The sequence below is a fragment of the Acidisoma silvae genome, assembly GCF_020618775.1.
Taxonomy (GTDB): Bacteria; Pseudomonadota; Alphaproteobacteria; order Acetobacterales; family Acetobacteraceae; genus Acidisoma; species Acidisoma silvae.
Window position 1 is genome coordinate 475,188 of the sequence record NZ_JAESVB010000001.1, and the last position, 24,848, is coordinate 500,035.

At 64.1% G+C, this 24,848-nt stretch carries 27 protein-coding genes and 1 pseudogene; 19 read left to right on the forward strand and 9 right to left on the reverse strand.

Features of this window, described 5'->3' with window-relative positions:
* The first annotated feature begins 58 nt into the window (after positions 1-58).
* Entirely contained in the window at positions 59-433 is a 375-nt protein-coding gene (locus ASILVAE211_RS02240; RefSeq protein WP_227319644.1) for a hypothetical protein, read from the forward strand.
* Here ASILVAE211_RS02240 and ASILVAE211_RS02245 read toward each other — a convergent pair.
* From ASILVAE211_RS02245 to ASILVAE211_RS02255, 3 genes are all read right to left on the reverse strand, one after another.
* Positions 421-924, reverse strand: a complete 504-nt coding sequence (locus ASILVAE211_RS02245) for a GNAT family N-acetyltransferase (protein WP_227319645.1) — start codon at positions 922-924, stop codon at positions 421-423. The genes ASILVAE211_RS02240 and ASILVAE211_RS02245 overlap by 13 nt on opposite strands.
* 73 nt (positions 925-997) lie before the next feature.
* Entirely contained in the window at positions 998-1,612 is a 615-nt protein-coding gene (rpsD, locus tag ASILVAE211_RS02250) for a 30S ribosomal protein S4 (protein ID WP_227319646.1), read from the reverse strand.
* 224 nt (positions 1,613-1,836) lie between these two features.
* Positions 1,837-2,565: an orotate phosphoribosyltransferase gene (locus ASILVAE211_RS02255; RefSeq protein WP_227319647.1), complete on the reverse strand. Its 729-nt coding sequence runs from the start codon at positions 2,563-2,565 to the stop codon at positions 1,837-1,839.
* Between the two features lie 229 nt (positions 2,566-2,794).
* Between ASILVAE211_RS02255 and ASILVAE211_RS02260 the strand changes: the two genes are divergently transcribed.
* From ASILVAE211_RS02260 to ASILVAE211_RS02270, 3 genes are read left to right on the forward strand one after another with little or no spacing between them, the layout of a single operon-like run.
* Positions 2,795-3,034 carry a hypothetical protein gene (locus ASILVAE211_RS02260; RefSeq protein WP_227305465.1) on the forward strand — a complete coding sequence of 80 codons (240 nt, stop codon included), beginning with the start codon at positions 2,795-2,797 and terminating at the stop codon, positions 3,032-3,034.
* A 21-nt stretch (positions 3,035-3,055) separates the two neighbouring features.
* Positions 3,056-3,727: a GNAT family N-acetyltransferase gene (locus tag ASILVAE211_RS02265; protein ID WP_227319648.1), complete on the forward strand. Its 672-nt coding sequence runs from the start codon at positions 3,056-3,058 to the stop codon at positions 3,725-3,727.
* Positions 3,728-3,754: 27 nt separating this feature from the next.
* Positions 3,755-4,633: a glycerophosphodiester phosphodiesterase gene (locus tag ASILVAE211_RS02270; RefSeq protein WP_227319649.1), complete on the forward strand. Its 879-nt coding sequence runs from the start codon at positions 3,755-3,757 to the stop codon at positions 4,631-4,633.
* A gap of 129 nt (positions 4,634-4,762) precedes the next feature.
* Here ASILVAE211_RS02270 and gltA read toward each other — a convergent pair whose 3' ends face one another.
* The 3 genes from gltA to ASILVAE211_RS02285 all read right to left on the reverse strand — a co-directional run bounded on the left by gltA (position 4,763) and on the right by ASILVAE211_RS02285 (position 8,362).
* Positions 4,763-6,070 (reverse strand): citrate synthase, encoded by a 1,308-nt coding sequence (gene gltA, locus ASILVAE211_RS02275; RefSeq protein ID WP_227319650.1) that lies wholly within the window; start codon positions 6,068-6,070, stop codon positions 4,763-4,765.
* A 173-nt stretch (positions 6,071-6,243) separates the two neighbouring features.
* Positions 6,244-7,830 (reverse strand): CHAD domain-containing protein, encoded by a 1,587-nt coding sequence (locus tag ASILVAE211_RS02280; RefSeq protein WP_227319651.1) that lies wholly within the window; start codon positions 7,828-7,830, stop codon positions 6,244-6,246.
* Positions 7,823-8,362, reverse strand: coding sequence for a SixA phosphatase family protein (locus ASILVAE211_RS02285; protein ID WP_227319652.1), 540 nt, complete (start codon positions 8,360-8,362; stop codon positions 7,823-7,825). The genes ASILVAE211_RS02280 and ASILVAE211_RS02285 overlap by 8 nt, the downstream gene beginning before the upstream one ends.
* Before the next feature lie 165 nt (positions 8,363-8,527).
* On the opposite strand from ASILVAE211_RS02285, the gene ASILVAE211_RS02290 reads away from it, so the two are divergent.
* The 4 genes from ASILVAE211_RS02290 to ASILVAE211_RS02305 all read left to right on the forward strand — a co-directional run bounded on the left by ASILVAE211_RS02290 (position 8,528) and on the right by ASILVAE211_RS02305 (position 11,699).
* Positions 8,528-9,220: a DUF6134 family protein gene (locus ASILVAE211_RS02290; protein WP_227319653.1), complete on the forward strand. Its 693-nt coding sequence runs from the start codon at positions 8,528-8,530 to the stop codon at positions 9,218-9,220.
* 9 nt (positions 9,221-9,229) lie between these two features.
* Entirely contained in the window at positions 9,230-9,895 is a 666-nt protein-coding gene (locus tag ASILVAE211_RS02295; protein ID WP_227319654.1) for an MBL fold metallo-hydrolase, read from the forward strand.
* On the forward strand, positions 9,892-10,374 hold the full coding sequence (locus ASILVAE211_RS02300) for a cupin domain-containing protein (protein ID WP_227319655.1): 483 nt from the start codon (positions 9,892-9,894) through the stop codon (positions 10,372-10,374). The genes ASILVAE211_RS02295 and ASILVAE211_RS02300 overlap by 4 nt, the downstream gene beginning before the upstream one ends.
* A gap of 122 nt (positions 10,375-10,496) precedes the next feature.
* Positions 10,497-11,699: an MFS transporter gene (locus ASILVAE211_RS02305; protein WP_227319656.1), complete on the forward strand. Its 1,203-nt coding sequence runs from the start codon at positions 10,497-10,499 to the stop codon at positions 11,697-11,699.
* A 169-nt stretch (positions 11,700-11,868) separates the two neighbouring features.
* Here the strand turns inward: ASILVAE211_RS02305 and ASILVAE211_RS02310 are convergent, their stop codons facing one another.
* Positions 11,869-12,624, reverse strand: coding sequence for a sensor histidine kinase (locus ASILVAE211_RS02310; protein ID WP_227319657.1), 756 nt, complete (start codon positions 12,622-12,624; stop codon positions 11,869-11,871).
* Positions 12,621-13,595: a patatin-like phospholipase family protein gene (locus ASILVAE211_RS02315; protein WP_227319658.1), complete on the reverse strand. Its 975-nt coding sequence runs from the start codon at positions 13,593-13,595 to the stop codon at positions 12,621-12,623. Before ASILVAE211_RS02315 ends, ASILVAE211_RS02310 begins: the two co-directional genes overlap by 4 nt.
* Before the next feature lie 199 nt (positions 13,596-13,794).
* On the opposite strand from ASILVAE211_RS02315, the gene rpmH reads away from it, so the two are divergent.
* The 10 genes and pseudogenes from rpmH (at position 13,795) to ASILVAE211_RS02365 (ending at position 21,494) form a co-directional block, all read left to right on the forward strand.
* Positions 13,795-13,929 (forward strand): 50S ribosomal protein L34, encoded by a 135-nt coding sequence (gene rpmH / locus ASILVAE211_RS02320; RefSeq protein WP_227319659.1) that lies wholly within the window; start codon positions 13,795-13,797, stop codon positions 13,927-13,929.
* A gap of 40 nt (positions 13,930-13,969) precedes the next feature.
* Positions 13,970-14,296 (forward strand): annotated as a pseudogene (gene rnpA / locus ASILVAE211_RS02325) (ribonuclease P protein component); the annotation flags it as partial.
* 110 nt (positions 14,297-14,406) lie between these two features.
* The gene (gene yidD, locus ASILVAE211_RS02330) at positions 14,407-14,739 is read left to right on the forward strand and encodes a membrane protein insertion efficiency factor YidD (RefSeq protein ID WP_406566004.1); all 333 of its coding nucleotides are present in this window, start codon (positions 14,407-14,409) and stop codon (positions 14,737-14,739) included.
* Positions 14,739-16,520 (forward strand): membrane protein insertase YidC, encoded by a 1,782-nt coding sequence (gene yidC, locus ASILVAE211_RS02335; RefSeq protein WP_227319661.1) that lies wholly within the window; start codon positions 14,739-14,741, stop codon positions 16,518-16,520. Before yidD ends, yidC begins: the two co-directional genes overlap by 1 nt.
* 7 nt (positions 16,521-16,527) lie before the next feature.
* Entirely contained in the window at positions 16,528-17,229 is a 702-nt protein-coding gene (yihA, locus tag ASILVAE211_RS02340; RefSeq protein ID WP_227319662.1) for a ribosome biogenesis GTP-binding protein YihA/YsxC, read from the forward strand.
* Positions 17,230-17,281: 52 nt separating this feature from the next.
* A complete protein-coding gene (gene argB, locus ASILVAE211_RS02345) occupies positions 17,282-18,184 on the forward strand; it encodes an acetylglutamate kinase (RefSeq protein WP_227319663.1) in 903 nt (300 codons plus the stop codon).
* A gap of 35 nt (positions 18,185-18,219) precedes the next feature.
* Complete coding sequence (locus tag ASILVAE211_RS02350; RefSeq protein ID WP_227319664.1) at positions 18,220-18,912, forward strand: hypothetical protein; 693 nt, start codon at positions 18,220-18,222, stop codon at positions 18,910-18,912.
* Positions 18,913-19,028: 116 nt separating this feature from the next.
* Positions 19,029-19,721: a hypothetical protein gene (locus ASILVAE211_RS02355; protein ID WP_227319665.1), complete on the forward strand. Its 693-nt coding sequence runs from the start codon at positions 19,029-19,031 to the stop codon at positions 19,719-19,721.
* A 127-nt stretch (positions 19,722-19,848) separates the two neighbouring features.
* A complete protein-coding gene (locus tag ASILVAE211_RS02360; protein ID WP_227319666.1) occupies positions 19,849-20,451 on the forward strand; it encodes a TetR/AcrR family transcriptional regulator in 603 nt (200 codons plus the stop codon).
* A 95-nt stretch (positions 20,452-20,546) separates the two neighbouring features.
* A complete protein-coding gene (locus tag ASILVAE211_RS02365) occupies positions 20,547-21,494 on the forward strand; it encodes a YihY/virulence factor BrkB family protein (RefSeq protein ID WP_227319667.1) in 948 nt (315 codons plus the stop codon).
* A 242-nt stretch (positions 21,495-21,736) separates the two neighbouring features.
* On the opposite strand, the gene ASILVAE211_RS02370 is transcribed toward ASILVAE211_RS02365, so the two are convergent.
* Positions 21,737-24,064 (reverse strand): FdhF/YdeP family oxidoreductase, encoded by a 2,328-nt coding sequence (locus tag ASILVAE211_RS02370; protein ID WP_227319668.1) that lies wholly within the window; start codon positions 24,062-24,064, stop codon positions 21,737-21,739.
* A 250-nt stretch (positions 24,065-24,314) separates the two neighbouring features.
* Between ASILVAE211_RS02370 and ASILVAE211_RS02375 the strand changes: the two genes are divergently transcribed.
* Positions 24,315-24,848, forward strand: a complete 534-nt coding sequence (locus ASILVAE211_RS02375; RefSeq protein WP_227319669.1) for a MarR family winged helix-turn-helix transcriptional regulator — start codon at positions 24,315-24,317, stop codon at positions 24,846-24,848.

Here is a 24,848-nt window from a genome sequence, read left to right on the forward strand (position 1 = left end):
AGTTGGTAATCAAGGTGTTACAAACCTGCTCAACAATGACGTCGAAAGGAGTTCTGACATGAAACTCTTGTCGTATTCGCGCTTCACGCGTGGCTTGGCCGTTGCGGCCATGATTGGTGTTATTGGCGCGCCTTTGGCCGTCGCTAATTCCGCACAGGCGCAAGGCTATTACCACGGTGGTGGCGGTTATTATCACGGTGGTGGTGGCTACTATCACGGCGGTGGCTGGGGTGGACCTGGCCCGGGCGTGGCGGTTGCCTCCGGCCTTCTGGGTCTCGCCGTTGGTGCCGCCGTCGGCAGCGCCATAGCCGCGCCGCCGGTCTATGCAGCCCCGCCGCCGGTCTATTACGCGCCGCCGCCGGTGGTCTATGCGCCGCCGCCGCCGCCCGTCTATTACGCGGCGCCGCAGCCTCCGGCCTATTACGTCCCGTAATCGGCTGGGGTGAGGGTTAGGTAGACACTGTCTACCCAGTCCGGCCCAATCTGAAAGGTTGCCTTGGCTTCGCCGGTTTTGCGAAAGCCAAGGCGACCTAACAGTTTAAGCGATGACGCATTCCGCGGATCGACATCCGCGACGATCGCGGGCGTGCCGCTGGCAAATCCCCGATCGATGACGGCTTTCGCCGCTTCCCGCGCAAAGCCTTGGCCCCAAAAGGGGCGTCCCAGCAAAATTCCCAATTCACCGCCGCGCCACAGACCGGCTTTGCCAAGCGTGACGCCTGCTTGTGTAATCAGGAAATCATCGGAACTGCCGGCGGCGACGGAGGCCACGGTATCCGCGACGAAAGCTTCCGTCTCGGCCAGCGTCGCATGGGGCAGGCTGGACCAATAGCGCATGGTCTCGGCATCGCGCATGAAATCATGGAGCGCCGGGGCATCCGCTAAAGTCATGCGCCTGAGCGTCAGCCGTGCGGTCTCGATCACTGCATGCTTTCCTGTGCCGGCCATAAAAAAGGGCGCCTCGCGGCGCCCTTTTTCGATCGGCTTTGAACTTGGATCAGCGCGAATAGAATTCGACGACCAGGTTCGGTTCCATCTGCACGGGGAAGGGAACATCGGCCAGCTTCGGAGCGCGCAGGTAGCGGCCCTTCAGCGAGCGGTTATCGACTTCCATATATTCCGGAACTTCACGCTCGGCGCTCTGCGTCGCGTCGAGAACGACGGCGAGCTGCTTCGACTTCTCGCGCACTTCGATGACGTCGTCGTTCGACACGCGATAGGACGCGATGTTCACACGGCGGCCGTTGACGAGAAGATGGCCGTGGGAGACGAACTGGCGCGCGGCGAAGGGGGTGATCGCCAGCTTCATGCGGTACACGACCGTATCCAGGCGGCGCTCCAGCAGCTCGATGAGGTTCTCGGAGGTGTCGCCCTTACGGCGAACCGCTTCCTCATAATACTTGCGGAACTGCTTCTCGCTGATATTGCCGTAATAGCCCTTCAGCTTCTGCTTCGCCATCAGCTGGACGCCGTAGTCGCTGGGCTTCTTGCGGCGCTGGCCATGCTGGCCCGGACCGTAATCGCGCTTGGCAACCGGGGACTTCGCACGGCCCCACAGATTGACACCAAGGCGGCGGTTAATCTTGAACTTACTTTCGGTGCGCTTGGTCATGCGCGTCTCCTTCGTCTATGGCGCCAGTAGTCCGTCCCGGCTTCCGCTGATCGGCTGATCAACGCGGAAACAGCGAAAAGGCCGAAGCCTGTTCGCCTTGGGTGGCGGGGCGATCCACGGAAGGCCGTTGATCACCCACATTCCCGGCAATGGAGGCGCCTTCTAGGTGGCCGTCTCCAAACTGTCAAACCGCAGCTGCCATGCGCAGCCGCGCCAGAGCCTGCTTAGTCTTCGGCTTTTGTCTGGTTGGAGGTGGCGCCGCCGCGCGCGGCGGACCAGGCCGCCGGGTCTTCCAGGAAGCGGCGCACTTCCGCCATCGACGACTCGGGGAAATACGGCCGCTCACGGCAGGCTTCCAGCACATCCCACCAGGTGGTGAGGTAGTGGAGCGCGATATTGTTCTCAGCGAGTTTTTCGATGCTGCCGCCGAAGACGCCATAAAAGAAGACGACGAAGGCATGGTTGCAAATCGCACCGGCGTCGCGCAGGCTCTGGGCGAAGCGGATTTTGGACTGACCGTCGGTCGTCAGATCCTCGACCAGCAGGGTTTCCTTGCCTTCCGGCACGTCGCCTTCGATCAGGGAGTTGCGGCCGAAACCCTTGGGCTTCTTGCGCACATAGGACATCGGCAGGCCCATGCGGTCGGAAATCCAGGCGGCATAGGGAATGCCCGCTGTCTCACCGCCGGCAATCGCCTCGATCGTCTCATAGCCGATATTGCGCTGGATCTTCTCGACCGCAAGCTGGCTGATCTTGGTGCGGGCCTGCGGGAAATAGATGATGCGGCGGCAGTCGATATAGACCGGGGATTTCCAGCCGGAGGTGAGCGTATAGGGCTCTTCCGGGCGGAAATTGATCGCCTTGATTTCCAGCAGGATACGTGCGGCGGTCATGGCCGCATCGCGATCCCAGTCGCTCGCGTGGCCTGCCAGTTTGCGGGATAGGGCGGTCATTCTGCACTCCGATCCAAGAAAGCCCGGATTTCTAGCGGATTCGCGCCATGCCGCAAGGATTGCCTGTGCAGATCCCTTCTGTGGCCGATGGGCATCATCGTCTTGCCATCGTTAAAGGGGATGCTGGCTTGCCTTGAACAGGCGTGGGTCTCGCGTTAGATCACAGCTTGATATACAGATAATGACTGGTCCGCGCGCTTGGACCGGTTGGATTAGGAGCGGTTTTCAGATGGCGCGTGACGTAAGCACCATCGCTCGGCGTTGTGAGCGTGCGGTCGTGACGGCATATCGTGAACTCATGGTTCACGGTAATGGCGATATGGACTCGTTTCGTGCCTGCACCACCCTCTATCGCATCCATCACCCTGAAGCGTCCCTGACGGAAGCGCATCGGCTGGTTGCCGAATGGATCGACCATCATATCGTCCGCGCCGATGACGGCCCCACCGACGGCTGCGACTGCCCCTGATTTTCGAAGGTTCGGCCGGCCATGTCTCTCTCCGATTGGGCCGGCGTTCCCCGCCCTGAGCGCGTGACGCTCGACGGGCTTTATGCGCGGCTTGAGCCGCTCGACCCTCTCCGCCACACAGATGAGTTGTTCGACGCGGCCAGCGCGCCCGGCGCCGCGGCACGGTTCCGCTATCTTTTCGAGTCGGAGCCCGCCGATGCGGCCGAATTTTCGGCCTGGGTCGCGAAAGCCGCCGCCGGCACCGATCCGCTATTCTTTGCCGTTATCGACAAGGCCACCGGGGGGGCCGAAGGCCGCCAGGCGCTGATGCGCATCGACCCTGTCCATGGAGTCATCGAAATCGGCAGCATTCATTGGGGACCGGCGATCCAGCGCAGCCGCGTGACGACCGAGGCACTGTATCTCTTCGCCCGCTATGCCTTCGAGACGCTGGGCTATCGGCGTTTTGAGTGGAAATGCAACGACGGCAACGCGCCGTCCAAGCAGGCAGCCAGGCGTTTCGGCTTCACCTATGAAGGGCTTTTCCGCCAGCATATGGTGGCAAAGGGCCAGAACCGCGACACGGCCTGGTTTTCGATGATCGACAGCGAATGGCCGGCTTTATCGGCCGCCTTCCAGGCCTGGCTCGACCCCGCGAATTTCAACGCCGCCGGTCAGCAAAAGCGTCGTCTGGAAGATTTCCGCGCCAGCTAACCCTCTCCGCTGAGGACGACCAAGGCCATGCCATTGCCTGCCATCGAATTGCATGGCCATCGCGGCGCGCGCGGCCTTTGGCCGGAAAACACCATTCCCGGTTTCCGGGGCGCGATCGGCATCGGTGTCACCGCCATCGAGATGGATGTGGCGCTGACGCAAGACGGCGTCGCCATTCTCAGCCATGACCCCATTCTCGATCCGCTGATCACGCGTGGGCCGGATGGTGCCTGGATCGCGGCACCCGGCGGTCTGATCCGCGACCTCTCCTATGTCGAAGCCAGCGGTTTCGACGTCGGACGTATTCGCCCCGGCAGTGCGCAGGAGGCTGCCTTTCCCGATCAGGCCGGTCTGGACGGGGTGCGCCTGCCGATGCTGTCGGATGTCGTGGCTTTGGACCCGGCCGTGCGCCTGGCGGTGGAGTTGAAAACCTTCCCGGATCATCCCGAACGCACCGTGCCGCCGGATGAGATGGTGGATGCGGTGCTGGCCGTGCTGGATCATCAGGACGCGCTGTCGCGCACGCGGATCATTTCCTTTGACTGGCGGGTGCTGTCCTATCTGCGCCGCGTCCGGCCGGGGCTCGATCTCGGCTATCTGACGGATGCCGAGACGCGGGCGGCGGACCGGCTGTGGTGGGACGGTGCGTCGGCCGACGATTGCGGCGGGTCCATCCCCCGCCTCATCGCTTCGCGCGGCGGGCGCGTTTGGGGGCCGGATTTTCGCGATCTTACCGAAGCTGACGTGGCGGAAGCGCACGACCTTGGGATTGTGGTCAATCCCTGGACAGTGAATGAGGCCGAGGACATGGCGCGATTGCTGGATTGGGGCGTCGGCGCGCTGACGACCGACTATCCGGACCGCGCGCGGGCGGTGATGGCCGCAAAGGGCATCGCCCTCGCTTGATGGTTTCGCGAGACCGAGACCAAAGTGTCGTGCGCGGACTTGTTCCGCGCATCTACCCGTCGTGGCGCCCTGCCGGGTAGGTGCCCGGCATGAAGCCGGGCACGACACTGTTTCGCGAATGAAAGCGTATCAGCCGCGCTTGTCGATCGGCACGTAATCGCGCAGCGGCGCGCCGGTATAAATCTGGCGCGGACGCCCGATGCGGTTCGCCGGGTCTTCGATCATTTCCTGCCACTGGCTGATCCAGCCGGCGGTACGGGCGACGGCGAAAAGCACGGTGAACATGCTGGTCGGGATGCCCATCGCCTTCAGGATGATGCCCGAATAGAAATCGACATTCGGGTAAAGCTTGCGCTCGACGAAATACGGGTCGGTCGTCGCGATATGCTCCAGCTCCAGCGCCAGGTCGAGCATCGGCTCGTCCTTGATGCCAAGCTCGTCCAGGACTTCGTGGCAGGTCTGCTGCATGATCTTCGCGCGGGGATCGTAGTTGCGATAGACGCGATGACCGAAGCCCATCAGCCGGATATGGCTGGACTTGTCCTTCACCTTCGCGATGAACTCCGGGATATTGTCCTTGTGCCCGATCTCGGCGAGCATTTTCAGCACCGCCTCGTTGGCGCCGCCATGCGCCGGACCCCAAAGCGAGGCAATGCCGGCCGCGATACAGGCGAAGGGATTGGCACCCGTCGAGCCCGCCAGACGCACGGTGCTGGTGGAGGCATTCTGCTCGTGATCGGCGTGCAGAATCAGGATGCGGTCCATGGCGCGCGCCAGAACCGGATTGACCTCGTAAGGCTCGGCCGGCACCGCATTCATCATATAAAGGAAGTTGGCCGCGTAGCTCAGATCGTTGCGCGGATACATGAACGGCTGGCCGATCGAGTATTTATGAGCCCAGGCTGCGATCGTCGGCAGCTTGGCGATCAGCCGGAAGGCGCTGATATTGCGATGATCGTGGTTCGTGATGTCCAGGCTGTCATGATAGAAGGCCGACAGCGCGCCGACGACGCCGCACATGACGGCCATCGGATGCGCGTCGCGGCGGAAACCCTGGAAGAAGTTGCGCAGCTGTTCATGCACCATGGTGTGGTGCGTGACGCCCTTGTGGAATTCTGCGGCTTCGGCGGCCGTCGGCAATTCGCCGTTCAGCAGCAGATAGGCGACTTCCAGGAAGCTCGATTCTTCGGCCAGCTGGTCGATCGGATAGCCGCGATGCAGCAGGATGCCTTCGTCGCCGTCGATATAGGTGATCTTGCTGGCGCAGGCCGCCGTGCCGCCATAGCCGGGATCGAACGTGAAAACGCCCATATCGGCGTAGAGCTTACGGATATCGGCGACCGGCGGTCCCATGGTTCCGTGCAGCAGCGGCAGCGTGGCAGTTTTGTCCGTTCCCTCTAGCGAGACTGTCACCACGTCCTTGGGTGTGTCGCTCATTCCGCCGCCCTTCGTTTTTCAGGTTGTGCGCGTGACCGCGCCCCCCGGCGGCTTTCTAGCCGTCCGAGAGGTCGGTTTTGAGAAGCCTTGACATAGGCCGGAGCCGCGATCCTGGCAATCTTCGCGCTTGCAGCATGAGGCTTAGTCGCGCGGTGAGGGACTAACCATTGGGATTAGAACGGGCTAGACTTCACCAGTTTTCGCCAGGCCTCGATCACCGCCGCGCGGCTGTCGCGCGTATGGCCGATGCCATAGCCGTGAATGACGCCGATCGCTTCGGCAGCCAGCACCTGTTCGCGCAAAGCCACGTCCTGTCCGGGTCTTAGGCTGACGGCAAGCTCTGTCGCGACCGCGCCGTCATTCAACAGGCCCATGACCTCCTGGGTTTCCGCCAGCCGCTTGATGAGCTTGCGGGCCGTCTTAGCCGGCAGCGCGTCTTGCAGCATCTCGGCCTGGTAACGCAATTTTTTGCATTTGATACGCAACTCATGCAGCTCAGGCAGTGGCATAGGGAGAAGCTCGCGCACCGGGCGCATCGTCTTTTTCCACCGGCTTTCCAGGCAATGCGCGGCGAAATCGCCGATCAGCGCGTCGGAGGCCAAGGTGAGCGATGCCAATCCGGCATCCTCTGCCACCGCGCCCGGTAACGTGCCGGCCTCAGGCACAGCAGGGGCGGGCAGCGGCGAGGGCGGCTGTGCCGGCACCAGGCAAAGGTCCACCAGCCGCCAGACGAGGCTGCGATAGTCCGGCCGATGCAGCCAGTCGATCAAGCTGGCATAGGCCGCTTCGCGCCGGGCTGTGGCGGCGCTGCGCAGCCAGTCGATCGCGGGATCAGCCTCGGGCAGCGCGCGGGCGATAGGTTCCACGGTTTCCGACAGGAACACGTCCCAGTCGCGTGCCGGGCCCAGCACCGTCTTTAGGCGGCCAAGCAAAGGTTTCAGCCGGTCTTCCGCATCGCCGAGGATGGGACGGAAGGACAGCATGAGCGCGCTGATGCGCCGCAGCGTCACGCGCGCCTGATGCACCGGCTCTGGGCCGCTGCGGCCTTCGATCTGCTCCAGCCTGGTCAAAAAGGTCTGCACGAAACCCGAGGCCAGGACGGCGAAGGCCTCGGTCGTCGGCATGTCGGCAGTCAGAACCGGCGCCGACAGGGGCTTCAGCTTGGCGCCGCGCAGCAGCAGGGCTTCCTGCGGCAGGGTCACCAGAGCCGGAAAGACCGGCAGATCTGTGGCCAAGGCCTGGGCCAGGCCCACGGCGGCTGCGGCCGGGCCGCTGATCGTGAGGCGTGCGACCGGGCGGGATTCGCCCGTGCTGCCTTGCGGCGTAATGGTCGCCGCCGCGCCGGTCATCAGCGTGCAATCCAGCGGAACGCCGTCACGGATGACGGTAAATTGCTGCCGCTCGCCGGTCAGACTGCCGGTTTTATGCAGGGGGCCGGGAATGGCGAAACCCGCCTCTTCCAATCCGGCCGGGTTGATGGCGGTGGCGATCGGGTCGGCCGCCATGCCGGGGCGGCGCGGCCAGCCGAGGCCCAGTCGCCCAAGCTCCCAGCCCTGTCCGGTATCGGCCAAAGCAAGGTCGCGCCCGGCCAGGGCATAGCTGGCCGTGTCGTGCCAGGTCACCGTGAAGGCCCGCGCACGCGGCCGCCTGACTTTGGACGTCTTCAGCGCTGCGTGTCTGGCAAGCTTGGCCAAGGCAGTGGGCGCGCAGACAAGCTCCAGCGTCACGGCGGGAAGGGCGACGGCAATCGAATCAGGCATTATTTTGGACGGTCTGCTGTACATCATGCGGGGTGAGGAACCGCACAAGGCGCGCGCCTTGTGCGAGGGTCGGCCAAGGGCCGGCGACCGAAAATTCGGCCAGCGCGGCGGTCGGAAAGCCGCGCGCGACGCGCAGCGTGCCGGGCTGGTTGAGGCTGATGGCATGCGAGCCGATCAGCATCATCGCCAGATCATGCAGGCCAGGATTATGGGCAATGACCATGACGCTGCGGGTCTCCGCCGGAATGGCGGCGATCTGCTCCAGGATCTGGGCCGGGCTTGCCAGATAGAGCTCGCTGCTCCGCAGCACGCGGGTGGTTTCCGCCAGCGGCTCAAGCAGCTCCAGGGTTTCGCGGGTGCGACGGGAGGAGGAGACAAGGATCAGCTCCGGTGCCAGCCCCAGGTCCAGCATCGCCGCGCGCAGGGCGGTTGCGGCAGCCCGGCCTTCTGCATCCAGCGGCCGGTCATGGTCGTTGAGAGTAGGGTCGTCCCAGTTGGACTTTGCATGACGCAAGAGAAGGAGCTGACGCATGGTCTTCATTCTGTCACAGAAATTGCTGTCTGTCCCCAGCTTCGGCATCCCGTGCGGCGGTGTCTATCTCCTTTTGGCTTTTTGGCTTCGGGCATTTGCGTTGAGCGGACGCCACATCGGAGCCTGCCGGATGACGGTTCCTGCGCGTGACGGGAGGCAAGGCTGATGGCCGAGACGACCCGCCAGAACAGACAGCCAGCCCTGGGCCGGCGGTCTGTTCTGGCCTTCGGCGCCGGCAGTGCCGCGCTGCTTGCCAGCGGTCCCGTCCGCGCACAGGTCGTGCCGCCCGGCGGGCAGATCGCGTTCCAGCTGGTCCGCAACGGCGACATCATCGGACATGAAACGGTCACCTTCCAGCCCTCCGGCAGCCGCCTGACCGTGGCCGTTGATGTTTCAATCCGCGTCACGGTGGCGATGATTCCCGTCTACCGGTTGCATCATCATGAGACGGAGACATGGGAGAACGGCCAGCTCATCAGCTTCGCGGCGACGACGCATAAGGGCGGGCGTGATTTCTATGCGCAGGGCTGGCGGGAAAATGGCAGGTTCATGGTGCGCGGCACGGCCCATCCTGACAGCTACCAGGTGCCGCCAGGGGCTTTGCCGACCTCGCAATGGAACCATGCCATGCTGGACGGTCCGATGATCAATACCGAGGACGGGCGCATGATGCACCCGGCCGTGACAGCGGCGGGCCAGACCACGGTCGCGGCGGCGAATGGTCGCAAAATCCCGGCCCGGATGTTCAGCGCGCGGGGCGATTTGCATTTCGATACCTATTTCAGCGCCAGTTGGGAGTGGGTGGGCTTGTCTTTTCGGGCGGAAGACGGTTCGTTCGTCACCTATGAAAAGCTGTGAGGTCCACCTTTGAGCCAGCTCAAGCTTGCGGTCGAGCAGGTCACGCCGTTCCGGCAGAACTGCACGATCATCTGGGATGACGCGACCAAGCATGGCGTCGTCGTCGATCCCGGCGGCGATATCGATCGCGTGCTGGAGACGATCACCGGCTTCGGCCTGCATATCGATCAGATCCTGCTGACCCATGGCCATATAGACCATGCCGGCGGCGCGGCCAGGCTGCGGGACGAGCTGAGCACCATCGCAGGCGTGCCGGTACCCATTTGGGGGCCGAGCGAGGAGGACAAGTTCCTGCTCGATGGGTTGCAGGTGACGGGCGAAGGTTACGGCATTGCCGATGCGCGGGCGGTCACGCCCGACCGCTGGCTGCATGAGGGCGATCATGTCGTCATCGCCGGCCATAAGTTCGAAGTGCTGCACTGCCCCGGCCACACGCCGGGCCATATCGTCTTTCTCGACCGCCAACTCGGTTTCGGCATCTTCGGCGATGTGCTGTTCCGGGGTTCCGTCGGCCGCACCGATTTTCCCTATGGCGATTCCGAGGCCCTGCTGACCGCGATCCGCACCAAGCTGCTGCCGTTGGACGACAATTTCGTTTTCCTCTGCGGCCATGGCGCCCGGTCCACCATCGGGCAGGAACGCAAGACGAATCCCTTCGTCGGTGAGCAGGCGTGACCGACGAAGCAGTGCCGGAGCTTGCCGCCCGCTGGCGTCATGACGGCGTGCAGGTGATCCGGGGCGACCAGCTGGATGCCAATACCGCGCAGACGCCGGGCATGGAACGTGCTGCCGCCATCACCGCCGCCCGCAACGGCGCGCAGAAGATCTGGGCGGGCACGGTCACCATCGCGCCGGACGCCAAGACCGGCGCCCATCATCACGGTGATTTGGAAAGCGTCATCTTCGTCCTGCGCGGCCGGGCCCGGATGCGCTGGGGCGAGGCGCTGGAATTCGTGGCCGAAGCGGGGCCGGGCGATTTTATCTTCGTGCCACCCTACGTGCCGCATCAGGAGATCAATGCCGGCACGGATGAGCCGCTGGAATGCGTGCTGGTGCGCAGCGGCGGTGAGGCGGTCGTCGTCAATCTCGATATCGCGCCCGTCGAAAAGCCGGAAACGGTGGCCTGGATCGACCCCATCCATCGCCATCCCTGACCGGGCCGCCATCGGCTAAACCTTTCCCCAAGCTTGGCAATTCCTGTCTGAACTGACAGGATGGCGTGAACGGGGCAGCTTGATGCGGTCCCTCTCTGTCATAAGAACACTGTGGGGGATGTATGTCCGACACCCGGAACGCCAGTAAGGTGGTGCTTGCCGCCTATCTGGGGTGGACGCTCGATGCGTTCGATTTCTTTATCATGATCTTCGTCTTCGATGACGTGGCAAAGACCTTCGGTGTCGGACTGACGACGGCCAGCCTCGCCATCACGCTGACGCTCGTGATGCGGGCCGTGGGTGCGCTGATTTTCGGCCGCCTGGCCGACCGCTACGGCCGGCGCCCGGTCATGATGTTCAATATCCTGTGCTTCTCGGCGCTGGAACTGCTGTCAGGCCTGGCGCCGACGCTAATCTCCTTCATGATTTTGCGCGCGCTCTTCGGCATCGCCATGGGCGGCGAATGGGGCGTCGGCGCCTCCATGACCATGGAAAGCATTCCCGCCAAATGGCGCGGCTGGGTCTCGGGCCTGCTGCAGGCGGGCTATCCCAGCGGCTATCTGCTAGCGACGCTCGCCTATGGCATTCTCGGCCATTGGCTGGGCTGGCGGGGTCTCTTCATCATCGGCGCGCTGCCGGCGTTGCTGGTCGTCTATATTCGCCGCAACGTACCCGAAAGCCCGGATTGGCACGCGCGCCAGTCTCAGCCGAAGGTGCCGATCATGGAGGTGTTGCGCCGCCATGCCGGCCTCACTGTCTATGCCGTGATCCTGATGACCGCCTTCAATTTCTTCAGCCACGGCACGCAGGATATCTATCCCAAGGCCTTCCTGAAGGTGCAGCACGGCTTCGACCACGGCACCATCACGGCCATTGCGATCACCTATAATATCGGCGCCATGCTGGGCGGGCTCTGTTTCGGGGCGCTGTCCCAGAAGATCGGCCGCAGGCGGGCCATCGTTATCGCGGCCTTGCTGGCTTTGCCGGTCATTCCGCTCTGGGCTTTCTCGAATTCGCCCTGGCTTCTGGCGCTGGGCGCCTTTCTGATGCAGTTCATGGTGCAGGGCGCCTGGGGCGTCATCCCGGCTCATCTGAACGAAATGTCGCCACCCGATATTCGCGGCACCTTTCCGGGCTTCGTCTACCAGCTCGGCAATTTCCTCGCCTCCTACAACGCGACGCTGCAGACGGCGATCGGCTCGCATTACAGCCACAATTACAGCTACGCCCTGGCGGGTGTGGCGGGCGTTGTCGCCGTCGTCATTGCGGTGCTGATCTCACTCGGCACCGAACGACGACATTTGCAGATGGGACACGCGCACTAGAGGTTTGTCAGGCTTTCATTGAAACGACGTCATTCCCGCGAAGGCGGGAATCTTTTCCCTTCGGCACTACGACAAGGCGCAGAAGATTCCCGCGTGCGCGGGAATGACGGTTCCGGAAACGCTTTAATTCAAATCTGAAATGGCTGGATGCCGACTGCCGGCCTCGGCGTTAGTCCCGGGCCGGCAGCATCACTTCCATGATCGTGCGCCCGGCTTCGGGGTCGGGCAGCAGGGTCAGCGTGCCGCCATGCGCTTCGATCACATCCCGTGCGATGACGAGGCCAAGCCCGCTGCTGCCGTAGCGGAAGGCGCCTGAAAAGGCGCTCAGCGGGTCGGGTATGTTCGGATCGCGGAAGGGGCGCCCGTCATCCTGCAGGACGACCAAAACCTCATCGCCCGCCCGTTCGCCGCTGACCGTCATCCTTTTGGCCTGCGCCTTGGCTGCCGTCCGCAGCATATGGCCGAAGGCGCGGGTGATCATCGCCCGGTCCGCCAGGACCGTAAGGTCGGCCGGAATCTGCATATCGACCTGAAAGGCCGGAAAATCCGGCCCGATTGCCGCGACCAGACCGGTCATGACGGCGGCGAGCGGGCAGGACGCCAGCGCCGGCACGGCGGACTTTTCGATCGCGAATTCCAGTGTCGTCGCGATGAGTGCAGAGGCCTGATCCAGGGCCGTGACGATCATCTTGCCCGAGCGCCCGACCTTGGGGTCTTCCGACCCGCTGAGGCGGTCGGCCAGCATCAAGGCCGGCGCCAGGGCATTGCGCAGATCATGGTTGAGCTTGGCCTGCGCGACGCCGAGTTCGGCCAGGCGGCGCAGGCGAAACCCGTCCTCGCCCTGAGCCGCCTTCAGCTCGGCCAGTTCCTGCCGCAGTCTGGTCAATTCGCGGGCCTGCGCCTCACCGGGTTGGGGATCGATCATGCGGATAATGGCTCCGTCAAAGGCGCGGCAAGGGCAAGTGCGCGGTCGGCGGCGTGCTGTCCTTCCGCGAATAGCTCGGCCAGGAAAGACCGGTCGGTATTGAACTTGCTCGAAATGGGCAGCGTGCCAAGGGCCGCGTCGGCATCGACGGATATGACGGTGACGTTGGCGGGCAGGGCAGCCAGCTCGGTTTCCAGCACGGCATGGCAGGCGATTTCGTTCAGCCGGTTCATGACCTCGGCGGGCGTGCGGGGCACGCCGGGCCGCCGCGCCGGCTGGCCGCGCACCAGAATCAGGGTATGCGGCATCGGCGTCAGCAGCGGTTCCAGTGGCGGATTGCCGCTATAGCCGCCATCCCAATAGGCGCGGCCGTCGATTTCGACGGCGGGGAAGACCAGCGGCAGGCAGGCGGAGGCCAGCAGCACTTCGACGGTGATCGCGCCATTGCGGAAGATCACCGGGGCGCCGGTCTCCACATCCGTGACGCCGACAAAAAGGTCCGGTGCGCCGGGGGCGGCCAGCAGGTCGGGCCGCAGCAGGTCCTGCATCAGCGGCCGCAGTGGATTATGGCCGAGCGGGTTGAGCTGGTGCGGGCTGAACAGGCGCATGGCGGTTTCCAGCCCTGCCCACATGACATTGCTGCTCAGATCGGACCCGTACAGAAACCGTTCCAGCGGCGAGCGTTGCAGGGGGCCGATGGCGCCAATAGCGCTGACCCCGTCCCATAGCCGGCGCATGGCGGCGCGCGCGCCGGTTGCGCCGTTCTCGACCATGCCTTGCACCAGCACCGCGCCCAGCATGGCGCCGGCCGAGACGCCGCAGATCTTATCGAAGTGTTTTCCGGCCTCTAGCAGCCGGTCGACCGCGCCCCAGGTGAAGGCGCCGTGGGCAGCGCCCCCTTGCAGGGCCAGCACGCAACCCTGGCCGTCTGGCCGTTGGCCGCTGAGATCGGAGGCTGGAAAAGCTGTCATGCTGTTAAAATCTTGCGAAAGGTCTTGGCTGGCAACAGGCGCATGGTCATTGACGGCGGCAGGGTGACCCCCCTATACCGCCCGACCGAACGGGACCCTGACTGTTACAGGTGGGTGTGCCCGCGTGTTGTGTTGATAACAAATTTGCCACTACCCGGCCGGGTGAGCCCGCCCTTGGCCGGAAAGACTGGAGAGTAACGTGAAGCGCACCTATCAGCCCTCTAAGCTCGTTCGCAAGCGCCGCCATGGCTTCCGCGCCCGTATGGAGACGGTCGGTGGCCGCAAGGTGATCGCCAACCGTCGTTCCAAGGGCCGCAAGAAACTGTCCGCCTGATCCCTTCGGGATCACGTGAGACAGTGGCGACGACTCGATCATGAGCCAGCCGCCACGCCTCAAACGCCGCGCGGAGTTCCTGGCCGTCGCGGGCAAGGGTGCCAAGGCGCCCATGCCCGGCCTGGTTCTGCAATTCATGCCGCGCGGTGACGATGCGCCCTTTCGCGTGGGCTTCACCGTCACCAAAAAGGTCGGCAACGCCGTGGTCCGCAACCGGACAAAGCGGCGTCTGCGCGAGGCTGTGCGCCTCGCCCTCGACCCTGATCTTGAGCGCGGTTTCGATATCGTCGTGATCGGCCGCGACAAGACCGCCGCACGCCCCTTCACGGATCTGATGGAGGATGTGCGGAAGGCCTTGGCGCGCGCGCGGCGCAATGCCGCGACGGCCGCAAGGCCGACGGCAGCCGAGGCGGCAGAGCCGCACATCCAGTCACCGGATCAAGCCGAGGCCCCGTCTCCCGCTCAGGCTTTGCGGCCATGAACGATATGGCGGCGACCCTGCTGCGCGCGCTGGTGATCGGCATCATCCGCCTCTGGCAGATCGTATTCCGTCCCATCCTCGGCTCCAATTGCCGCTTTCAACCCAGCTGCAGCGACTATGCAGTGGAGGCTGTGCGGGAGTATGGGGCTGTCCGCGGAAGCTGGCTTGCGCTCCGCCGCATTCTGCGGTGCAACCCCTGGCATCCGGGTGGCTATGACCCTGTGCCGCCGCAGGATGACTGCGGCCATCACGACCACGACCATTCAGATCACGCTCATCGCTCGCTGCCGGGCTCTGCCCGGCCTTCAACCTGGGACCCTGTTGGCTGATGGAACAGAAGCGCCTTTTCATCGCGATCGCGGCTTCACTCGTGATCCTGCTCGGCTTCGAGTTCCTGGTGGCGCCGCACCTGCCGCACCCCAAGGCACCGCCGCCGGTCGCCAGCACGACGACCCCGAACGGCGAGATGTCGGCCTCGGGCAAGCCCATGGGCAATATGGCGATGGCCTCGGCCTCTTCCGCCGCGTCCGGACCGTCGCCGACCGTCACCATCAAGGCCCCCAGCCTGGACGGCAGCATCAGCCTGCGTGGCGCGCTGCTCGATAACCTCGTGCTGACCGACTATCACGAGACGGTAGACCCCAAGTCGCCGCTGGTGCAGATGCTGTCGCCGCAGAGCGCGGCGCAGCCCTATTACGTCCAATACGGCTGGGCGGCGGCCTCCGGCGCCACTATCGGCGGCCAGCCGGTGCGCCTGCCCGATTCCAATACGCTGTGGTCCGCCTCTGAGACGACCCTGTCGCCGGCGATGCCGCTGACGCTGAGCTGGGATAATGGCCAGGGGCTGACCTTCGTCATCACCTACGCGGTCGATGACCATTACATGTTCTCGGTCGACCAGCAGGTGAAGAACGCCAGCAGCCAGTCGGTTGCCCTGTTCCCGTGGTCGCGCATCCGCCGCGAATATATGCCGCCGACCTCCGGCTTCTATCTGCTGCATGAAGGCCCGATCGGCGTCTTCAACGGCACGCTGCATGAGCTGGGCTACAAGGCCATCCAGAAGGACGGCGCCGAACATGACGGCGTCGGCTATACGGAAACCAGCGACGGCGGTTGGCTCGGCTTCACCGACAAATATTGGGCGACCATGCTGATCCCCGGTCAGCATGACGATATGACCGGCGCGGTGCGCGCCATCACCGCCAACGGCACCGACGGCTTTCAGGCGGATTTCACCTCCTCCCAGGCGCAGACGATCGCGCCCGGCGGTTCGGCCTCCACCGCCAGCCATGTCTTCAGCGGCGCCAAGGTCGTTCGCCTGCTCGATCATTACGAGGCCGAGTATCATATCCCGAGCTTCGACAAGGCCGTCGATTTCGGCATCTTCTACTTCCTGACGAAGCCGATCTTCTTCGCGCTGGATTACCTCTATCGCCTGCTGGGCAATTTCGGCCTCGCGATCCTGGCCTTCACCTTCCTGGTCAAGCTGCTGTTCTTCCCGCTCGCCAACAAGTCCTACAAGTCGATGAGCAAGATGAAGCTGCTCGCGCCGAAAATTAAGGAACTGCGCGAGCGCTACAAGGACGATACGGCCAAGCTGCAATCCGAGACGATGGCGCTGTACCGGTCCGAGAAGGCCAACCCGGCGTCGGGCTGCTTGCCCATGGTCATCCAGATCCCGGTCTTCTTCTGCCTCTACAAGGTGATCTTCGTGACCATCGAAATGCGGCACGCGCCGTTCTTCGGCTGGATTCACGATCTGTCTGCGACCGATCCTACCAATATCTTCACGCTGTTCGGGCTCATTCCCTGGGATCCGATGGCCATCGCGCCCTTCCTGCATCTCGGCGCCTGGCCGCTGATCATGGGCTGCACGATGTATCTGCAGCAGAAGATGAACCCGCCGCCGCCGGACCCGGCCCAGGCACGCCTGTTCCAGCTGATGCCCATCATCTTCACCTTCATGCTGGCGCGTTTCCCGGCGGGCCTCGTCATCTACTGGAGCTGGAACAACCTGCTCTCGGTGTCGCAGCAGTGGTACATCATGCGCCGCACGCGCCTGGAAAAGCCGCGTATGATCCGCACGGAACGCAAGAACGCGCAGGGCTGACGGTATTATGGCTGACAAGGTTCTAGGTGGCGGTGACGAGGTCGAGGGACTCAACCTCGCCCTTGGCCCCGCCGATGCGGACGAGCTGGAAGCGGCGCGGGTTTACTTCGCCGCGCCCTGCAATTTCTTCTACGCGTCACAGAGCCTGGATCAGTTGCCCGAACCGCGCGGCATCGAACTGGCCTTCGCCGGCCGGTCCAATGTCGGCAAGTCCTCTCTCGTCAATGCCATCACCGGCCAGAATACGCTTGCGCGCGCTTCCAATACGCCAGGCCGCACGCGCCAGCTCAATTTCTTCGACCTGTCCGGCCGCCTCATCCTCGTCGACATGCCGGGCTACGGCTATGCCCAGGCCGAGAAGAAGGTGAAGGAAGACTGGCAGGGGCTGATGTTCAACTATCTGCGTGGCCGGCCCAATCTCGCGCGTGTCGCCCTGCTCATGGACGGCCGCATCGAGGTCAAGGAATCCGATCTTGCCGTGATGGACCTGCTCGACAAGGCCGCCGTCACCTTCCAGATCGTGATGACCAAAGCGGACGGGCTGAAGCCCGGCGCGCTGGCCCGCAAGACAGAGGAACTGACGGCACTCGCGCGTAAGCACGCCGCCGGCTTCCCGCAGATTCTCGTCACCAGCGCACGGACCGGTCTGGGCATTCCTGAGGCCCGCGCGGCCTTCGCGGCTCTGGCGCCCATCATCTCCCAAGGCTAAAGGCTTCTGCCGGGCTCCCCTGAGAGCCTGTCAGACGCTGAAAGGACCAGGGATGAGCTTCGCTTCCGAACGCTACCGGCTTGCGGCCGAACAGGCTTCCACCGTCGCGCGCGCGCTCCCCTATCTCCGCCGCTATGCCGGTGCGACCATCGTGGTGAAATACGGTGGCCATGCCATGGGCGACGACGTGCTGGCGGCCAGCTTTGGCCGTGACATCGCGGCGCTGAAGCAGGTCGGCATCAACCCGGTCGTGGTTCACGGCGGCGGCCCGCAGATCAATACCATGCTCAAGCGGCTGGCCATTCAGTCCACCTTCGTCGAAGGCCTGCGGGTGACCGATGAAGCCATGGTCGAAGTCGTGGAAATGGTCCTGGCCGGTTCGGTCAACAAGCAGGTCACTTCGCTCATCACCCGGGCGGGCGCTCTGGCTGTCGGCATCTGCGGCAAGGACGGCGGCCTGATCCGGGCGCGCAAGCTGACCCGCATGATCCGCGATCCCGACAGCAATATCGAGCGTGCGCTCGACCTCGGCTTCGTGGGCGAGCCGGCGCAGATCGATATCCGCGTCATTCATGCGTTGACGGGTGCGGGGCTGATTCCGGTCATCGCCCCTGTCGGCATCGGCGATGACGGCCAGACCTACAATATCAACGCCGACACGGCGGCCAGCGCCATCGCGGCGGCCTTGCAGGCGCATCGCCTGCTGATGCTGACCGACGTGCCCGGCGTGCTGGACGCGAATAAGGAACTGATGCCCGAACTGACGGTCGCTCAGGTCGAGGCCGGCATCGCCAGCGGCGTCATTACCGGCGGCATGATCCCGAAGGTCGAGAATTGCGTGGCCGCGGTGCGCGGCGGCGTGAAGGGTGCGACCATTTTAGATGGCCGTGTCGAACACGCTTGCTTGTTGGAGCTCTTCACGGAAGGCGGTGTCGGCACCATGATTCTCGGGTAATACTTCCGAGTCGATTGGTAAGGGCAGGAAACTCCATGCGTTTCGTGAGAAGCGGTGCTTTGGCTTTGGGCTTGGCGGGAACGCTGCTCCTTGGGTCCGTCGCGGCCAGGGCCGAGCATTCCGACGTGGATTTTCCGGGAATCGGAACGGTCACGCTGCGCACCATCAAGGCGGTCGGCGCTCTCCCCAGCGTGGCGCTGGCCGGCCCTGACGGAAAAGTGCTGCTGAACGCGACGGTGGGCGGCACGCAGTCCGACTATTTCCGCATCTCCAAAAGTGCGGACGGCACATTGAACCCGACCGTGCATTACGCGGTGCTGAACGGGCCGGACGTGACCTCTAAGGCCGTGCTGGCCGTCGCTGCTGCGACCGGCGGATCGGACTGCGCCTATGAGGCGATCGTCTTCGGGTCGGAACGCGGCAAGCTCAGCCTGTGGACGCCCAAAACCATCGACACCCAGGCCGAGGGCGGCATTTACGTGGGCGACCTCGGCAGCCATCGCGGCTATGGCCTGGCGGTCTGGGATTTCATCTGGGGCGACGAGCCGCATGTGGCGCCGCATCGCTACAAGGTCTGGCTCTATCGCCTCAACCGCGAACACATGAAATTCTACCCGACCGAGACGCTGACGACGAAGGGGCATTACGCCGACGACGCGGCGGCGCTGCATGAGCTTCGGCTCGATTTTCCCAATCTCACCAAGGCCATTCCGAAACTGGCTTGCTGAGGGATGGCGGCCGGTACGGCCGCCTCAGCTTGCCCGTGCATGACAGGAAATTTAGCTGGCCGCCAAGCTTCGGATAGCGATCTGTCCTTAAGGTAAGGAAAAGGACATCAAAGCCTATGGAACCTTCGTCCATGCAGCCCAGCCGTATCCTTCTCCTCGCCGGTGCCGTAACGGCCGGGGCCATCAGCCTCGCCGGCCTCGCCTATGCCGGCGATAGCGGCTTGAAGACGCTCAGCCTGCAATTGCCTGGCGGCAGCGTTACCCAGATCGAATATTCGGGTCCGGTTCAGCCGCAGGTGCAGGTGCTTCCCTCCGCCGCGCCCGGTGCCACGGCGATGCCGGTGGCCTTCATGAACGGGCCTGCCGTCCTGACACCGGCCAATCCTTTCGCCGGTCCGGCCGATCCCTTCTCCCAGCTCAACCGTATCTCGGCGATGATGGACCAGCAGGCGGCCGTTATGATGCAGGCCATGCAGGTTATGCCCCTGCCGCATCTGCCCGGTACCAGCGGCATGATGCCGGCATCCTTCGGCCCGCTGCCGATGGCCGGCGGCAGCGCCAGCTATTCCTTCGTGTCCGTCACCGGCGGTCTCGGTGGCGGTTGCATGCAAAGCATCCAGATCACCAGCGGAGCAGCGGGCCAGGCGGCGCAGATCGTTCAGCACAGCGCGGGCGCCTGTGGCGGCGCCAAACCCGGTATGACGCCCGCCGTGCAGCGGATGGTGCCGCCGCCCGCGACGGCCACGCCGCACCTGATCCCGGCGCGCGATGTGCATCCCATCGCCGTGCCGGAAGCTTCCCAGACCTAACGCTAGGCGCTGCGCGGGCCACCGATTCCGGCGACTCGTGACGACAGCGGCCAGACTGCGAAGCCCTTGCGGCAGGCCCGCGCCTATTCCACCTTCCGGCCGATTGCGGGGGGGTAGCGTTTTGGAATTGGCGGTTCGGAGCGAGCGAGGCACGCGAGAGGGCCGCCGCCGCGATCTGGTGGAAGCGGCCATCGCTATCATAGCCCGCAACGGTCTGGCCGGCACGACGCTGGCCAAGGTGGCGGCGGAAGCCGGGCTGACCGCCGGCATCGTCAACCACCATTTCGATACCAAGGAAGCGCTGCTGGTTGAGACGCTGCGCACCCTGTCCGAGGAATTCGCGGCCGGGCTGGAAGCGGCGCTGGCCGGTGCGGGCGATGATGCAGCCGCCGCGCTGGTTGCCATCATCGACCATAATTTCAATCCCGACATTTCCGACGCGGCGCATGTCGCCGTCTGGTTCGCTTTCCAGGCGGAAGCGCCCTGGCGCGCCGCCTATACCGAAATCTGCGGCGATCGCGATGCGCTCTATATGGATGCCATTCGCGGGCGCATGACGCAGCTTGGCCTAGGGCCGGCCGAGGCCGATGTGCTGGCGCGCGCCTTCGCCGGGCTGCTGGACCGCTATTGGCAGGATATCCTGTTTCTGGACAGCCGCTTCGACCGGGGGGCGGCGCAATTGGCCTGCCGTCGCTTCCTCGGCGCGATATTGCCGGTCAAACCTTCATGAGCGGGCAAGGATAGCGCCTGCCGTTTCGCTTCCTGCCTTGATCCCCGGCACCTACCCCTCATCTCGGTTTCAGAACCGTTTTTCAAGGAATGGGCATGGGTTTCGCGACATCTGCCGTCACCAAGGCCAAGTCCATCGCGCCTTGGCAGATGGCCAAAGACACGATCATGAGCTTTATCGGCGACAATTGCCTCAGTCGCGGTGCGGCCATCGCCTATTTCACGATCTTTTCCCTGGCCCCGATCCTGGTCGTCATCATCGCCATCGCCGGGTTCGTTTTCGGCCAGGATGCGGCGCGCGGCGTTATCTTCGACAAGCTGCACGGCATGATGGGGGCGGATGCCGCTGGATTGGTGCAGTCCATGATCCAGAGCGCCGCCAACCGCCGCACCGGCGTCATCGCGACCGTCTTTTCCATCGTCATGCTGCTGGTGACCGCCAGCGGCGTCTTCGGAGAATTGCAGACCTCGCTGAACGTTATCTGGAAGACCGATTCCTCCGCCCATGGCACGGTCTCCGGCTTGATCAAGGCGCGCGCGCAAAGCCTGGGCCTGGTCGTGACCTTGGGCTTTCTGCTGCTGGTGTCGCTGGCCATCACGGCGGCCATCGCCGCCGCCTGGCGGCGCATCAATCAGGTCGTGCCGGATGTCGGCTTCATGCTGCCGCTGATCAATATGGCCGTGTCCTTCGTCTTCACGACCGTGCTTTTCGCGGCCGTCTACAAAGTTCTGCCGGACAAGAAGCTGTATTGGCGGGATGTGCTGATCGGCTCGGCCTTCACCGCCGTGCTCTATACGGTCGGGAAAGCGGCTATCGCGCTCTATATCGGCGGCAGCCACGTCTCCTCCTCCTACGGGGCGGCGGGCGCGCTCGTGATCCTGCTGCTCTGGGTTTATTACTCGGCGCAGATTTTTCTGCTCGGGGCCGAATTCACGCAAGTCTATGCCAACCGCCACGGCAGTCAGGCCCAGGCACGCCGCGCCTTCGGCGCCTGGACCCAGGGCGTGCCACCCAAAACGCCCGATCAGGCCGAGCCGCGCTAGGCCGGGCCGCGTCAGGCCGGGCCGCGTCAGGCCGGGCCGCGCTAGAGCGTTTCGGGTTTAGGCGGACGCATTACCCATTATGTCGTGCCCGGCTTTAGGCCGGGCATCTACCCCTCGTGGCGCCATGACGACGTCTGTGCGCCGTAACGGGTAGGCCCGCGGGACAAGCCCGCGGGCGACGATAGAGAGCGCTTCAGTCTTACCCCGCCGCGTCAGGCCGAGCCGAGTCAGGCCGGGCCGCGTTAGGCGGCGCGCGTCACCGGAGAGATCCGCACCGGGACCGATTTATAGCCCGGCGTGCCGCTATGCTTATCCTGGTGCGACAGGGGGATCAGGATATTCGCTTCCGGGTAATAGGCGCCGGCTGACCCGCGCGGGATGTTATAGGCGACGATGGTCTGGTTGCGCAGCACCGCGCCGGGATAGGGGGCTTCGCCCGCTTCCGGTTCGGCTTCCACATCCACCAGATCGCCCGCCTGCAACCCCTGGGCTGCCAGGTCGTCGGCATTGAGAAAAACGACGTCGCGGCGGCCGAAGATGCCGCGATAGCGGTCATCCAGCCCATAGATCGTCGTATTGTACTGGTCGTGGCTACGCAGCGTCGTCAGCGTCAGCACCTTCGGGTCCGTCAGGCGCGGATCTTCATAGATGCCGGGAAAGAGCCGGAATTCCGCCTTGCCCGACGGCGTCAGCCATTTCCGCTCGGTCGGCGCCAAGGGCAGGCGGAAGCCGCCCGGCTCCTTGATGCGCATGTTGTAATCCTTGAAGGCGACGGGAAACACGCCCTCGATCTTGTCCCGGATGAGGTCGTAATCGGCAATCATGCCGTCCCAATCGATGCCGTGGCGGGTGCCGAGCACGGCCTTGGCGATGCCTGCCACGATCGCGGGTTCCGAACGCACCTCCCGCGACGGCGGCGGCAGCCGGCCAGTGGAGGCATGGACCATGGACATGCTGTCCTCGACGGTCACCGATTGCGCACCCTTGGCCTGACGGTCGAGTTCCGTCCGGCCCAGGCAGGGCAGAAGAAGGGTTTCTTTGCCCACCAGCAGATGCGAGCGGTTGGGCTTGGTCGCGATATGCACCGCCAGATCCAGCTTGCGCATGGCGGCGAAGGTCGTCAGCGGATCGGACATCGCGACGGCCAGATTGCCGCCGAGGGCGATCAGAACTTTGGAATGGCCTTCCGAAATCGCTTCGATCGATTCGACCGCGTCATGGCCTTTGGCGACCGGCGGATCGAAACCGAAAACGCGCTTGATGCCTTCGCGCAATGCAGCAGGGGCCTTCTCGTCGATGCCGACGGTGCGGTCGCCCTGCACGTTCGAATGTCCGCGCAGCGGGCAGATACCGGCGCCCGGCTTGCCGAAATTGCCCCGCAGCAACAGCAGGTTTGCGATCTGCTGCACATTCTCGGTACCGCGCCGATGCTGCGTCACGCCCATGCCGTAGCAGACGATGACGGATTTGGCGGCGCAATATTTTCGCGCCGTGTCTTCCAGAACGGAGCGCGGAAGTCCGCAGACGGTTTCGATATCGGCCCAGTCCGTCGTTTCCAGATCGGTCTTGAGAGCCTCGAAACCGTTGGTATGTTCGGCGATGAAGGCGCGGTCCAGCGTGCCGGGGCCGCCCGCCGCGAGATCGGCCGCGTCCAGCGCCAGCACCGCCTTCATGATGCCCTTGAGCGCCGCCGCATCGCCGCCGACCTTGAGCTGGTGATAGGCGCTGGCGATGGGGGTCGCGCTGAAGGTTGCCATTTCCACCGGCGCCTGCGGGTCCGCGAAGCGTTCCAGCGCGCGTTCCTTCAGCGGGTTGAGCACGATGATCGGCGCGCCGCGCAGCGAGGCCTCGCGCAATGTCCGCATCATGCGCGGATGATTGGTGCCGGGGTTGTGGCCGATCGACAGGATCATGTCGGCATGGTCGAAATCTTCCAGGCTGACCGTGCCTTTGCCGATGCCGATGGATTGCGGCAGGCCGACGCTGGTCGCCTCGTGGCACATGTTCGAGCAGTCGGGAAAGTTATTGGTGCCGTAAGCCCGAACGAAAAGCTGATACAGGAAGGCGGCCTCGTTCGACGCGCGGCCGGAGGTATAGAACTCGGCCATATTCGGGTCGGGCAGGGCGTTCAGATGAGCGGCGATCTTGGTAAAAGCCTGGTCCCAGCCGATTTCGACATAGGTATCGCTGGCCGCGTCATATGCCATCGGATGCGTCAGCCGGCCGAGATTTTCGATATCGCGATCCGTCCAGGTCAGCATGTCGCTGACCGTGTGCTGGGCGAAGACGGCGGGCGTCGCGCGCTTTTTCGTCGCTTCCCAGGATACGGCCTTGGCGCCGTTTTCACAGAATTCGAAGGTCGAGGTGTGTTTCGGGTCAGGCCAGGCGCAGCCGGGGCAATCGAACCCATGCGGCTGGTTGTTGCGCAGCAGCAGCTTGCCGCCCGACACGGTGTTCATCTGCTCACGCAGCGCTTTCGCGACCGCCTTTAGGGCGCCCCAGCCGCCGGCCGGACCGTCATAGGGTTCGATACCTTCGGGCGAGCCCTTTTCGATCACATTGTCGCTCATGCAGCGGTCCCTTTTGATCGAGGCTTCGTGCCGTCGGCAGTCTGCGCTTGCGACAGCCGCGACTGTTTCAATGAGCATCTGAACCCGCGCCTGCCGGTCGCGCAAGGGCAGATGATGCCTTGGCGGCGCCGAAAGAAATGAGCGGTATGTAAGATAGATGCCGACATATTGTTGCGGAAAGCAAAGCGGGTCTTTGCCCGCAATTCTTGTTAAGGCAATGAAGCTGCCTTAAACTGCGGCCATGTCAGCTATGCCCCCCAGCGCGTCGTCTCCGTCGAATGCCGGCGCAGGCTTGCTTTTTTTGCGGGAGGAGGAGCTGCGTCTGGCGCAGGACATGCTGTTCTTCGCGTATCGCGACTTCACCCATGCGGCGGATGAGGTGCTGGAGAAGCTGGAACTGGGGCGCGCCCATCATCGCGCGCTGCATTTCATCGCCCGAATGCCGGGCATGAGCGTCTCTGACCTGCTCTCCATCCTCGGCATCACGAAACAGAGCCTGTCGCGCGTGCTGACGACGCTGATCGAAGAAGGCTATGTCACTCAGGCGCCGGGCCGGGTGGACCGCCGCCAGCGCCTGCTCAGCCTGACACCCAAGGGCGCCGCGCTGGAACGGCAATTGTTCGAGCGGCAGCGTGACCTGCTGCTGCGCGCCTATCGCGATGCCGGCAGCACGGCGGTGGAAGGGTTCCGCCGCGTACTGCGGGCTTTGACGGATGAGACGGGGCAGGCCCATCTTGCCGCCATGGAAGCGGCAGCGCGGGAGCTGCGCGCCCGATCTGCCTGA